At 67.3% G+C, this 12776-nt stretch carries 13 protein-coding genes and 1 tRNA gene; 3 read left to right on the forward strand and 11 right to left on the reverse strand.

Annotation, left to right across the window (positions count from 1 at the left end):
- Positions 1-2: 2 nt before the first annotated feature.
- The 5 genes from DT074_RS11775 to DT074_RS11795 form a co-directional block, all read right to left on the reverse strand.
- Positions 3-992 carry an ABC transporter ATP-binding protein gene (locus tag DT074_RS11775; RefSeq protein ID WP_119420044.1) on the reverse strand — a complete coding sequence of 330 codons (990 nt, stop codon included), beginning with the start codon at positions 990-992 and terminating at the stop codon, positions 3-5.
- Complete coding sequence (locus tag DT074_RS11780) at positions 989-1930, reverse strand: ABC transporter permease (protein WP_119420045.1); 942 nt, start codon at positions 1928-1930, stop codon at positions 989-991. The genes DT074_RS11775 and DT074_RS11780 overlap by 4 nt, the downstream gene beginning before the upstream one ends.
- Entirely contained in the window at positions 1896-2855 is a 960-nt protein-coding gene (locus tag DT074_RS11785; protein WP_119420046.1) for an ABC transporter permease, read from the reverse strand. The genes DT074_RS11780 and DT074_RS11785 overlap by 35 nt, the downstream gene beginning before the upstream one ends.
- A 73-nt stretch (positions 2856-2928) precedes the next feature.
- Positions 2929-4722, reverse strand: a complete 1794-nt coding sequence (locus DT074_RS11790; RefSeq protein WP_119420047.1) for a peptide ABC transporter substrate-binding protein — start codon at positions 4720-4722, stop codon at positions 2929-2931.
- A gap of 201 nt (positions 4723-4923) precedes the next feature.
- Complete coding sequence (locus DT074_RS11795) at positions 4924-5697, reverse strand: enoyl-CoA hydratase/isomerase family protein (protein WP_119420048.1); 774 nt, start codon at positions 5695-5697, stop codon at positions 4924-4926.
- A 171-nt stretch (positions 5698-5868) separates the two neighbouring features.
- Between DT074_RS11795 and trhA the strand changes: the two genes are divergently transcribed.
- Entirely contained in the window at positions 5869-6540 is a 672-nt protein-coding gene (gene trhA, locus DT074_RS11800; protein WP_119420049.1) for a PAQR family membrane homeostasis protein TrhA, read from the forward strand.
- 19 nt (positions 6541-6559) lie between these two features.
- Here trhA and DT074_RS11805 read toward each other — a convergent pair whose 3' ends face one another.
- Positions 6560-7699, reverse strand: a complete 1140-nt coding sequence (locus tag DT074_RS11805; RefSeq protein ID WP_119420050.1) for an alpha/beta hydrolase — start codon at positions 7697-7699, stop codon at positions 6560-6562.
- 96 nt (positions 7700-7795) lie between these two features.
- On the opposite strand from DT074_RS11805, the gene DT074_RS11810 reads away from it, so the two are divergent.
- Positions 7796-8965 carry a site-2 protease family protein gene (locus DT074_RS11810; protein ID WP_119420051.1) on the forward strand — a complete coding sequence of 390 codons (1170 nt, stop codon included), beginning with the start codon at positions 7796-7798 and terminating at the stop codon, positions 8963-8965.
- Between the two features lie 5 nt (positions 8966-8970).
- On the opposite strand, the gene DT074_RS11815 is transcribed toward DT074_RS11810, so the two are convergent.
- Positions 8971-10680, reverse strand: coding sequence for an AMP-binding protein (locus tag DT074_RS11815; protein WP_119420052.1), 1710 nt, complete (start codon positions 10678-10680; stop codon positions 8971-8973).
- Positions 10681-10873: 193 nt separating this feature from the next.
- Between DT074_RS11815 and DT074_RS11820 the strand changes: the two genes are divergently transcribed.
- Positions 10874-11167 carry a hypothetical protein gene (locus tag DT074_RS11820; protein ID WP_119420053.1) on the forward strand — a complete coding sequence of 98 codons (294 nt, stop codon included), beginning with the start codon at positions 10874-10876 and terminating at the stop codon, positions 11165-11167.
- A 65-nt stretch (positions 11168-11232) separates the two neighbouring features.
- Here the strand turns inward: DT074_RS11820 and DT074_RS11825 are convergent, their stop codons facing one another.
- From DT074_RS11825 to DT074_RS11840, 4 genes are all read right to left on the reverse strand, one after another.
- A complete protein-coding gene (locus DT074_RS11825; RefSeq protein WP_119420054.1) occupies positions 11233-11475 on the reverse strand; it encodes a type II toxin-antitoxin system HicA family toxin in 243 nt (80 codons plus the stop codon).
- Complete coding sequence (locus tag DT074_RS28695; protein WP_119420055.1) at positions 11472-11675, reverse strand: 2-oxoisovalerate dehydrogenase; 204 nt, start codon at positions 11673-11675, stop codon at positions 11472-11474. Before DT074_RS28695 ends, DT074_RS11825 begins: the two co-directional genes overlap by 4 nt.
- Before the next feature lie 24 nt (positions 11676-11699).
- Positions 11700-11775: transfer RNA gene (locus tag DT074_RS11835), tRNA-Phe, on the reverse strand.
- A gap of 92 nt (positions 11776-11867) precedes the next feature.
- Entirely contained in the window at positions 11868-12635 is a 768-nt protein-coding gene (locus tag DT074_RS11840; protein WP_119420056.1) for a methyltransferase domain-containing protein, read from the reverse strand.
- Positions 12636-12776 lie beyond the last annotated feature (141 nt).

Below are 12776 nucleotides of genomic sequence, written 5' to 3' on the forward strand. Positions count from 1 at the left end.
CCTCAGGCGAGCACGCAGGCGACTTTGTGGCCGGGCGCGACTTCGCGCAGCTCCGGCGTCGCCTCGCTGCAGATTCCCTTGGCGAACCGGCAGCGGGCGGCGAAGCGGCAGCCCGGCGCCGGGTCGATCAGGCGCGGCACCACGCCGCCGATCGCTTCCAGCCGGGTCTTCTTCACCGCCGCCAGATCGATGCGGGGGATCGAGCGGATCAAGCCCTGGGTATAGGGGTGCCGCGGATTGCGGAACAGCTCGCGCACCGGCGCCTCCTCCACCACCTTGCCGGCATACATCACCACGACGCGCTGGCAGGTCTCCGCCACCACGCCCATGGCATGGGTGATCAGCATCACCGCCATGCCGAGCTTCGACTTCATCTCGGCCAGCAGCTCCAGGATCTGGGCCTGGATGGTGACGTCGAGCGCGGTCGTCGGCTCGTCGGCGATCAGCAGCTTGGGATTGCAGCTGAGCGCCATGGCGATCATGACGCGCTGGCGCATGCCGCCGGAGAACTGGTGCGGATAGTCGTTCACCCGCCGCTCCGGGTTGGGGATATGCACCAGGCGCAGCATCTCGATGGTGCGGTCCAGCGTCTGCTTCTTGTTCAGCCCCTCGTGCTGGCGGATCACTTCGCCAATCTGATCGCCCACGGTGTAGACCGGGTTCAGCGACGTCATCGGCTCCTGGAAGACGATGGCGATCTCCTTGGCGCGGATCGAGCGCATCTCGTCCGACGTCAACGGCACGATGTCGCGGCCGCGCCACAGGATCTGGCCGGCGACGATCCTGCCCGGCGGCATCGGGATCAGCTTGAGCGTCGACATGGCGGTAATGGTCTTGCCGCAGCCGCTCTCGCCGACCACGCCGAGCGTCTCGCCGGCATCGAGCGCGATGTCGACACCGTCGACCGCATGGACCCAGCCATCATCGGTCTTGAAATGCGTCTTCAGGCCCCTGATGTCGAGCAGGCGCTCCCCCGTCCCCGTTGCGCTCATAGGACCTTCCGGGGATCGAGGGCGTCGCGCAATCCGTCGCCGATGAAGTTGATGGTCAGCACGGCCAGAAAGATCGCCGCGCCCGGAATCAGGGCCCAGTGCGGCGCGAAATCGAGATAGTCCTTGGCGTCGAACAAGAGCCGGCCCCAGGTCGGGATATCGGGCGGAAAGCCGAGGCCGAGGAAGGACAGCGTCGATTCGGCGATGATGGCGGCGGCGACGTCGATCGTGCCGGCGACGATCACCGGCCCCAGCGAGTTCGGCAGGATGTGGCGCACCACCTGGCGCGAGGTCGAGGCGCCGAGCGCCCGCGCCGCCTCTACGAACTCCTTCTCCCGAAGCGAGAAGAACTGCGCACGCACCAGGCGGGCCACCGGCATCCAGCGGAAGCCGGCGATGACGACGACGATCAGGATGAAGACGCCCATTTCGGGACCGACCAGCTCCTTCAGCGAATCGCGGAACAGGTAGATGATCAGCAGCAGCAGCGGCAGCTGCGGCAGGGCCAGGAACAGGTCGGTCAGCCACATCAGGCCCGCATCGACGCTGCCGCGCGAAATGCCGGCGATCGCGCCGATGACCACGCCGACGAAGATGGCGGCCGCCATGGCAGCCAGGCCCACCGCGAGCGAGATGCGCCCGCCATAGAGCATGCGGGCGAGCAGGTCCTGGCCGAGATCGTCGGTGCCGAGCGGATGGGCGAGCGAGGGGCCGGCGAGCCGGGCGGTGAAGTCGATCTCGTTGATCGGCACCTGCCAGACCAACGGCCCGACCGCGACCGCCAGGATCATGAAGCCCAGGATGAAGACGCTGGCCACGGCCAGCCGGTGCCGGCGGAAGCGGCGCCAGGCCTCCAGGCCGGGCGAGATCCGCTTGGCCCGGACAACGGTCGCCGCGCCGGCGCTAACGGTAGGAGATGCGAGGGTCGAGCCAGCCATAGAGCACGTCGGCTATCAGGTTGAACAGGATGACGAGAATGGCGAAGACGAAGGTGACGCCCATGATCACCGGCGTGTCGTTGGCCAGGATGGCGCTGATCAGGAGCGAGCCGATGCCCGGAACGCGGAAGATCTGCTCGGTAACGATGGCGCCGCCGAACACGGCCGGCATCTGCAGCGCGACCAGCGTCACCACCGGGATCAGCGAGTTGCGCACCACATGCTTGACGATAACCACGCGCTCGCGCAGCCCCTTCGAGCGCGCCGTCGTCACGTAGTCGAGCCGGATCACGTCGAGCGTGGCCGAGCGCACATAGCGCGTCATCGAGGCGCCCTGGAACAGGCCGAGCACGAGGACAGGCATGATCGCCTGCTTGATGTGCTCCCACAGCCAGGGCCAGCCGCTGCCCGGCACGTCGGCGCGGTACACGAAGGGGAGCCAGTCGAGATAGATGCTGAACACCAGGATCAGCAGCAGGCCGGTGAAGAAAGTCGGCAGCGAGAAGCCGATGAAGGCCAGCGTGTTGGCGATCTGGTCGAAGATCGAATAGGGCCGGGTCGCGGCGATCACGCCGACCGGCAGCGCCACCAGCAGGGCCAGAAGCTGCGAGGAGCCGATCACGATCAGCGTCGTCGGCACGCGCCCGAGGATCAGCTCGTCGACATCGACACGGCTGGCGAAGGAGAAGCCCCAATCCCCCTGCAGCATGGCGGTGAGCCAGCGGAAGTACCGGGTCCAGACCGGATCATCGAGGCCGAACTTGACGCGCAGAGCCTCGCGCACTTCCGGCGGAATGGCCGGATTGGTCGCCAGCTCCTCGAAGGGATCGCCTGGCGCCAGGGCCAGGATCGTGAACAGGACGACGCTGATCCCGAGCAGGCTCGGGAGCGCGATCAGCAATCGCCTCAGCAGATATTGGCTCACGGTGTGACGACCCGGAATGGCTGCCCCGGCTGCCGGCCTGCAAGATCAGGACCGGCAGCCGGGGCAATGCCTCTTACGCTTCGCGGTACCAGTCCCTCAGGCTCCAGAAGTCGTTGTCCCAGCCGCTGAGCGGCGCCTGGAGCTTCAGCGATGCCGCGGCCACGCGCGGCCGGTAGACCACCGGGATCACGACCTGATTGTTCACCACGAGGTCGTTCATCTTGATGAAGAGCGCCGCCCGCTTGACCGGGTCGAGCTCGCCCTGGGCCGCCTGGAAGGCCTTGTCATACTCATCGCTCTTCCACCGCGTGATGTTGCGGCCCTGCCACTTGTTCTCCTTGGTCGCGACCTCCCACGACGTAAACTGGTTCATGAACAGCTCCGGATCGGGCTGCGTCATGGTCGTGGTGTACATCTGAATGTCGCAATAGAACTTCGTGTAGGTGTCCGGGTTCGCCACGTCCGAAGAGAAGAAGACCGAGGCCGTCACCGACTTCAGCTCGATCTCGATGCCGGCCTTCTGCGCCGCCTGCTTCACGATCGCCTGATTCTTCTGGCGCGGCTGGTTGATCGAGGTCTGATAGACCAGCTTCAGCTTCTTGCCGTCCTTGGCGCGGACGCCATCGGAGCCCTTCTTCCAGCCGGCCGCCTCGAGGACCTGGTTCGCCTTCTCGACGTTGAACTCGAACTTGGTGTTCTTCGACGTGAAGCGCGGCGGGTTGTTGAGGAAGTTCGCCGTTGCGATGCCGGTGCGGCCGTAGATGTGGTCCTGCACCGACTTCCGGTCGACCAGCAGCGCCAGCGCCTGACGCACGGCGGGATCGCTGAGCAGCGGATGCTTGGTCTTGGCGCTCGACCGCTCGCCGTCGACCTCGGTCCAGGGATCGGTGCTGTTCAGCTGGATGTGTTCGATATTGGCGCCGGGCGTGATGATCGCCTTGCCCTTCCCGCCCTTCTCCAGCCGCAGCAGGATCTCGTCCTCGACCTGCATGTTCCAGGCGTAATCGTATTCGCCGGTCTGGATCACGGCACGCGCCGCCGAAATGGCGTCGCCGCCGCCCTTCATCTCGATGGTGTCGAAATAGGGGCGGTTCGGCATGTGGTAGTCCGGATTGAGCTCGCCGCGGACCATGTCGCCCGGCTTGAAATCGACGAACTTGTACGGGCCGGTGCCCACCGGCTTCAGGTTGTTCGGCGCGTCGCGCGACTTGTCGCCCTTGTACTCGGCGAACAGGTGCTTGGGGATCAGCATGCCGCGGGTGCCAACGAAGGCATCGGCCCAGAACGGCGTCGGCTTCTCGAACATGACCCGGACCGAGAGATCGTCGACCTTCTCGACCTTGACATCCTTGTAGCTGGCGATGGTGACCGAGGCGGTCGCCGGATCGCGGGCGTATTCCCAGTTGAAGATCAGGTCGTCGGCGGTGACGGGCTTACCGTCGTGCCACTTCACACCCTTCTTCAGCTTCCAGACCACCGACTTGCCGTCCTTGGCCAGCGTGCCGTTCTCCACGTTGGGGATCTCGGCGGCGAGCATCGGCACCAGGTTGCCTTCGGCGTCCCAGCCGGCCATCGGCTCGTAGAAGATGCGGCTGCCTTCCTGATCCTTGGTGCCGACCGCGAAATGCGGATTCAGCAGGGTGGCGCCCTGCCACCACAGAACCTTCAGCGCGCCGCCGCCGCCCCGCTTGGTCGGCTTGTAGGCGAACTTGGTCTGCGCCTGCGCCGACACGCCGCCGAGCGCCAGGATTTGCGTCGCCATCGGCGCGGTCAGACCGACCGCCGCGACGCGGCGCACGAAGGCGCGGCGGGACATTGCCCCATCCTTCACCCGGGCGATGAGATTCTTGAGCTCACGATGATCCATTGCCTGTCTCCCCATAGGCCTGTCGGGCACCGGCACTGCAGCCTCCGTGCCAAGCGCCCTGCTCCCAGTTGCCGCATGTTAGCCCAGGCTTGTCGGGAGAATCACGTGCCTTTTTGTTGGGCATCGGCCGGCTCTTTCGCCTCCCCTAAAGACCCTCCGCAGCCCGAAGGCCGCCGGAACCCGCGCTTCGCCTCGCCGACCTCACCCCCTACGACTGAAGCCCTCGCGAGCGGCTCGCGCCGAAGTGAACCCGCCGGTCAGCTGGCTCTGGTCGGCATCCGCAAAACTGGCGACGTGGTGCAGCGCGTTGGCAGTAGCGTTTATCGCTTCCTTCATTAGCCGCACGGTCACCGCGGGCATCGGCTCCACCCTGCGGGCCATGGCGAGCGCGGCTTCGACGGTCTGACCATCCTCCGCGATCTCGTCGACCAGGCCCCAATCGCAGGCGGTCGCCGCATCCATCTTCTCGCACATCAGCGTGATGCGCTTCGCCTTGGCCGGCCCGACCAGCGTGATGAGGCGGGGCAGCGCGCCCCATTGCAGGTTCAGGCCGATCTTCACCTCCGGCACGTAGAGATAGGCGGAGCGGCCGAGCACCCGCCAGTCGCAGGCGAGCGCGATGGCGATGCCGGCCCCGACGGCGAGACGCTCCATCGCCGCGATGGTGATCTGCGGCATCTCCTCCCAGGCCTTGCACAACCGGACGCCGCCATAAAAGCGCTGTCTGCGCTCGAGATCCGTTCTGTCGTCAAGCTTCCAGGAAGCGCTGTCCTTGAGATCGGCACCGGCGGAGAAGGCGCTCGCGGCCCCCGCCAGCACCACGTAGTGCACCTCGAGATCGTCGTGGAAGCTGCGCGCCACCTCCGTCAACTCGGTCACGAGCTGACGGTTGAACGCGTTCAGGCTGCCCCGCCGATCGAAGCGGACCACTGCGAAAGGCGGACTGCGCTCTATCGTCACATATTCCCACGCCATCGTTTCCCATCCCTTGTCGATTGTCATTGTCCTGCGGCCAGCCTGCCAGCCGTTCCGGGCGCTGGCGAGGCGACACCACCGCGCAGCCGGCAACGCCGCTTTCCGCCGCAATCTCGCCGCGAAATGCGGTAATATGGTGCATTCCTCCAAGACACGCTCACATTCGCCGCGATGACATTGCCAGCCGCCGCCCCCTTTCCCCCGCGCCGCAGCCGCGCCGAGCTGATCGCCGACGATTCCGTCCATGTGATAGGCCTGATTGCCGGCACCTCTGCTGCCCTGGCCTTGCTGATAATCGTCACCATGCGGGGCCGTCCGATCGAGATCACGGCCACGGCCGTCTATGCGGCGGGGCTACTTGCGATGCTGGGCTGTTCCGCCGCCTACAACATGGCGCGCAACAGCCGCTGGCGCGGCTGGCTGCGGCGCTTCGACCACGCCGCGATCTTCGCCATGATCGCGGGCACCTACACGCCCTTCACCCTGCTCAGGCTCGACACCGCCTGGGCGACCGGGCTGATGACGACGGTATGGTCGGTCGCCGGCATCGGCATTCTCGGCAAGCTCGTCAAGCCGGCCTGGCTCGAACGGCTGTCGATCCCGCTCTATCTGGCGCTCGGCTGGACGGTGGTGGTTGCCATCGAGCCGCTGCGGGCCGCGCTCGGCCCGGTCACGCTCGCGCTGCTCGCCGGCGGCGGAATTCTCTACACCGTCGGCGTGGCGTTCCATGTCTGGGAGCGGCTGCCGTTCCAGAACGCGCTGTGGCACGGGTTCGTGCTGGCCGCCGCCGGCACGCACTACGCCGCGGTGATCACCGGGGTGATCCTGTCGCCGGCCGCGTGAGACGGCGGTTTCCCGACACCTACCGGTCCAGGCCGCACAGAAATTCCAGCAGCAGCGTCGCTACAGCTTCGGGCTGCTCCTGCTGCACCCAGTGCCCGGCGCCCGGCACGAGATGGCAGCCGCGCAAATCGGTGCAGGCGGCCGCCTGCATGCGCTCGAACGCGCCCGGCGCCTGGTAGATGCCCCAGTCGCTGGCCCCGGCGATGTAGAGCGAGGGAACATCGATGGCTCGCCCGGCGAAGAGCTGCAGCTCGGCGATGAACCGCTCACCGGTCATGCAGCGGTACCATTGCAGCCCGCCCTGGAAGCCCGTTCGGCCGAACTCCGTGCTGTAGACGGCGAGCTCGTCCTCCGTCAGCCAGCGGCAGGCGGCGATCTCCGTCGGCGACGGCATCTCGGATGCGACGGTCGCCGCCATGCCCAGGTCGAGATCCATGACGTAGTAGGTCGGCAGCCGGGCCAGCTCCTCGGCGCTCCAGCCGGCCAGCCGAAAGGGCTTGTTCTCCGCCCGGTCCGCACTCTTCACGTGGTAGTAGGCACGCAAGAAGGCGTGGATGCCCTGCGGGCACCGGCACATATCGGCATCGGCCTCGCGGCCCGAATAATACCACTGGTAATGCTTGCGCGGCCGCTGCAGCGCGGCCAGAGCCTGGTGAATTGAAGCGGCGGCCTTGCCGCCGCTCTGCGGCAGCGGCGGCGGGCCGCCGAACGGTGCGCTCATCAGCGCCGCGGCCCGGAACACATCGGGCCGCACCAGCGCGCACCACGCCGCGACCGGAGAGCCGAAATCGTGGCCGATCACCGCCGTCACGCTGCGATAGCCCAGGGCGGCGACGAGGCCGAAGGCATCACGGGCCAGGTTCAGCATGCGGTACGAGGCGAGATCGCCATCGTAATCGCCGTCCCAGCCGGTGGTGCGGCCATAGCCGCGCTGGTCGGGCGCGACAACGTGGTAGCCGGCCGCGGCGAGCGGCAGCATCACCTTGCGCCAGCTAAAGGCAAGCTCCGGGAAGCCATGCAGCAGCAGCAGGCAGGGCCGGCCCGGCGTCTCGAACCCTGCCTCGAGGATGTGCATATCCAGTCCGTTGATGTCCGGCAGGAATCGCGCGCGGATGCCATCCGGCAGAGTTGCAGTGGCCAATGGAGCAATCGGCGGCATTCGCGAATGATCCCCCTGTGAACGGCCCGGCTGGAACAAAACCGCACCGGATGGCTTAGCACAGCATATCCATCGCCAAGTCGGAGAGGAGGCAGCATGTTCGGCCGCCGCATTGCCGTGGGAACCCTGCTGGGCTTCGAGATCCGGTTCGACTTGACCTGGCTGATCCTGGTCGCCCTGATCGTCTGGACCTTGAGCGTGGGCTATTTCCCCGGCGCACTGCAGGACCTCTCGACGTGGACCTATATCTGGATGGGCCTGCTCGGCGCGTTCGGCCTGTTCGCCTCCATCATCCTGCACGAGCTCGCCCATTCCGTGGTCGGCCGGCGTCTCGGCATGGACCTGAAGGGCATCACCCTGTTCGCTTTCGGCGGCGCCGCGGAAATGGCGGAGGAGCCGCGCACACCACGGACCGAGTTCCTGATGACGATTGCCGGGCCAGCAACCAGCGCCGTTCTGGCCGCACTTCTATACCTTGCCAGTATGGGCCTATGGGCAGCGGGCGCGCCGCTACCGGCCGTCGCGGTGACCAGCTATCTCGCGGCCGCCAACCTCATCATTGCCATCTTCAACCTGATCCCGGCCTTCCCGCTCGACGGCGGGCGCATCCTGCGCGCCGGGCTGTGGGCCTGGCGCGGCGACCTGACCTGGGCAACCAGGATCGCAACTGCTGTCGGCGGCGGCCTCGGCCTGCTCCTCATCGTGCTCGGCGTTATCAACGCCTTCTATGGCAACCTCATCGGCGGCATGTGGTGGTTCCTGATCGGCCTGTTCATCCGCGCCGCCGCCAGCGCCTCCTACCAGCGCGTGCTCACCCAGGGCCTGCTGGAAGGCGTTCCGGTGCACCGGCTGATGCGATCGGACCCCGTCAGCGTGTCGCCGCAGCTGCCGATATCGCAGCTGATAGAGGACTATCTGCTCGGTCGCGGCCTGGACGAGATCCCGGTCGTCGCCGACGATCGTCTCATCGGCAGCGTCGGTGTCGGCCAGGTGAAGAGCATCGCGCCTGCGGATCGCGAAAGCCGCATCGTCGGCGAGATCGCGGTGCCGGCGGGCGAGATCAGCGTGAGCCCCGACGCGCCCGCGGCGGAAGCGCTCGAGCAGATGCAGCGCGCCGGGCGCGACAGGCTGCTCGTCGTTCAGCACGGCGAGCTGATCGGCCTGATTGCCCTGCGCGACCTGCTGGGCTATCTGAGCGCCCGCTCTGCGCTGCGACCCGAACGCGCGACGAAGGCGCCCAGCCAGGAGCTCGGCAGTCCCGCCTGAGAGCGCTACAGCGCCCGCGCCCGCTCTCGCAGCGTGTATTTCTGCACCTTGCCGGTGGCCGTGGTCGGCAGCGGGCCGATCACCACGGTGCGCGGCACGCAGTAGCGCGGCAGGTTGGCGCGGGCATGCTGGATCAGCTCCGCCTCGCTCGCCTCTTCGCCGGGGCGCAGCTGCACGAAGGCGCAGACCGTCTCGCCCCATTTCTCGTCCGGCCGGGCGACGCAGGCGGCGAGCGCCACCGCGGGATGCTTCGACAGCGCGATTTCGACTTCGATGGACGAGATGTTTTCCCCGCCGGAGATGATGATGTCCTTGGCCCGGTCCTTGATCTCGATATAGCCGTCGGGATGCTCGACCGCGAGATCGCCGGTATGCATCCAGCCGCCGCGGAAGGCCTCGCGCGTCGCCTTCGGGTTCTTCAGGTAGCCGAGCATCACCGTGTTGCCCTGGATCAGCACCTCGCCGATCGTGCGGCCGTCGCGCTTGACCGGCTTGCAAGTCTTCGGGTCGCCGACCCGCTGCGCCGCCACCACCGGATAGCGCACGCCCTGATGGGCGTGCCGCGCCGCCGCCTCGTCCGGGGCCAGGCTCGCCCAATCGTCCTGCGCCTCGCATAGGGTCGATGGCCCCTGCAGTTCGGTCATGCCATAGATATGCGTGACCTGGAAGCCGAGCTCGGTCATGGCGCGGATCACCTTGGCCGGCGGCGAGGCGCCGCCGGTCTGGATCGCGACCTTGTGCGGCCAGCTGCGCTTCTGCTCCGCCGGCGCGTTGATCAGCATGCCGAGCACGGTCGGCGCGCCGCACATATGCGTGACGCCCTCCTCCGCGATCAGCTTGAAGATCAGCGCCGGATCGACCCGGCGCAGGCAGACATGCGTGCCGCCCATCGCCGTCACCGACCAGGGAAAGCACCAGCCGTTGCAGTGGAACAGCGGCAGGGTCCAGAGATAGACCGGCCTCGGCGGCAGCGGCCAGGCCATGATGTTGCCGACCGATTCCAGGAAGCAGCCGCGATGGTGATAGACCACGCCCTTCGGGTTGCCGGTCGTGCCCGAAGTGTAGTTGAGCGCGATCGGCCGGTCCTCGCGGTCGAGCGGCGCGGGCTCGAATTCCGGATCGCCCTTGGCAATGAAGCTCTCGTATTCGAGCTTGCCGAGCCGCTCGCCCGGTCCGTCATAAAGGGGATCGTCGACGTCGATCACGACGGGACGCTGCTTCAGCGACGCCAGCGCCGGCCCGACCTGGCTGGCGAACTCGCGGTCGGTAATCAGCACCCTGGCCTCGCCGTGGCCGAGGATGTAGCCGACGGTGCGCGCATCCAGCCGCGTGTTGATGGTGTTGAGCACCGCGCCCAGCATCGGCACGGCGAAATGCGCCTCCAGCATCGCCGGCACGTTGGGCAGCATGGCGGCGACCACGTCGCCGCGCTTTACGCCCAACCCCTTCAGCGCCGAGGCCAGCCGCCGCGTGCGGGCCAGGAACTCGGCATAGCTGAAGCGCGTTGAGCCATGAACCACGGCGGTACGCCGCGGATGGATCGCGGCCGTACGCCACAGGAAATCCAGCGGCGATAGCGGCGCATGGTTGGGCTTGCCGAAGCCGAGATCCGCAAAAAGGCCGCCGGCCTGCCGGGTCGGGGGGCGTACCGCGCGCCGCGGCGTCCGTTGCTTGCCGCGGAGCGTCGCCCGCTTGCCTGTGGTCGCTCTGGCCATATGTCCGCCTCCCCTCCGGCCGCTTGTCGCCTGGCCTTGACGGGCAGACTAGGCATGGCGGCCAGGGGCAGCAACCGCGCGGAAAGCGCGATGCAACGGATCGCCTCGGCCATTCGTTCTAAGACTATGGCTAACGGATCCTCAATCTCCGTGGCCTAGAGAAGAGGCACATTCATTCGAGCCCTGTTGGATCATGACTGATTCCGCCACCCTCGAACTCATCCGCGCCGCCGCATCGGCGCCCGCGGCCACCCCGCTGATCGCGCGGCTGCAGACCATGCTGCTGGACCTGCTGCCCCTGCACGAGCAGGCGCAATCGGCGAGCGCCGGCACGACCGCATCCGAAGACAGCGCCTACGAGCCGAGCCGGGAAGAGATCAACGCCTTCCGCGACGCGGTCGACACGGCGCAGCGCTACGGTTACGGCCAAGACGACATCCGCTGCATCGCCGAGGGGCTAAAGGCGGTCCGCAAGCTGCAGGCATAGCCTGGCGCGGCAGCTCGGGCATCTGAGGCGCGCATGCGCAGCGCTCGAACAGCCCAAAGCCGGCCTCAAGCAAACAGCCGGTTCAGCAGTTCATCGCGCGAGATTTCAAGATGGGACGCCACCTCGGCCAGAATAGCGGCGAGGGTGCCCACCCTTAGGCTTTGATGTGCGGGAATAGTCACGTGATGCTGTTCAAGCACGGCGTTCGTCAGCCGGATATGGCTACCGGTCTGGCGCGTGACACGATATCCGACCCGAGAAAGCGCGTGCGCCAAGTCAGTGCCACTGACGTCGCGCGGGAGCTTCATGCTGTCAGGACTTCGTCTCGTACGAAATGCAGCCGGATCAGCTGTGGCCCGTCCGTGTCAAAATGACACCCAACAGCCTCGCGTACGGCCGCCCGTAGCTCTGCGAGACTGTCGGCCTCCGTAAAAATCGCGGCGCCGACGGCACGGGCAGTAAACCCGCCCTCAGGAGCCTCCTCGACGACAAATATGATCTCACGCATCGCTGCGTCCTTACCGAAGCAGGATGGTGCCCAGGGGCGGAATCGAACCACCGACACGGGGATTTTCAGTCCCCTGCTCTACCAACTGAGCTACCTGGGCAGGCGCCGGGTCAGGCGAGGGCGGCCTTATACGAAAGGCATCCTGCCCTGTCCAGCCATCGCGGCAGGACCGGAACAGGGGGTTCCGGCGCCCTATTTCCGCACAGCCACCATGAACAGCCGGCGGAACGGGAAGAAGTTGGTGCCATCCGCGCGCTTCGGATAGGCCGCCGCCATCCGGGCCCGATACTCGGCCAGGAACTGGCCCAGTTCCGGCTCCGCCAGCGCGTCGATGACCGGTCGCAGGCTGGTCGACCGGGTCCATTGGACCACCGGGTCGTCGCCCTGCACCACCTGCCCGTAGATGGTCTCCCAGATGTCGATGCTGGCGGCCTGCGGCGCCAGCAGGTCGTAATAGACTTCGGGCGCCGCCACCGGGCTCGGGCGCAGCACCGGCCCGAGCTTGGCCGCCCAGGGACCGTTCGCGGCGATGGCGTTCATCTCGGCATGCGACGGCGCCGCGTGATTGCGCGGCATCTGCACGGCCAGGATGCCGCCCGGCCGCACCGCCTGGAGCAGGCGCGGGAACAGCGCCTCGTGGCCGTCGAGCCATTGCAGCGCCGCGTTGGAATAGAGGATGTCGACCGGCCGCGCCGGCGCAAAGGCACCGATATCGCCTTCGCGCCAGGTCACGGTCGACGGCGTCTCCGCCGCCTTGGCCAGCATCGCAGCCGAAGAATCGATGCCGATCACCTCGGCATGCGGGAACTTGCGTGCAATCAGGCGGGTGACGTTGCCGGGGCCGCAGCCGAGATCGACCACCGTGCCGGCGCCTTCGAGCTCGACCCGCGCCAGCAGGTCGAGCGCCGGCCGCAGCCTCAGATCGGCGAAGCGGAGATATTGTCCCGGGTCCCAGCTCATGCCGGAACCCGGCGGCAGTTCAGCGCGCGGTCGGCTGGGGCTCGGTGGTGGCGACCAGCGGCGCGACCGTCACCGGCTTGACCGGCGCGGGCGGCGGCGCGGCGGCGGTCGGGGCCGGCTCCTCGGCCTGCGCCGGCGGCG

Source organism: Desertibaculum subflavum (assembly GCA_003576705.1).
Classification (GTDB): Bacteria; Pseudomonadota; Alphaproteobacteria; order Ferrovibrionales; family Ferrovibrionaceae; genus Desertibaculum; species Desertibaculum subflavum.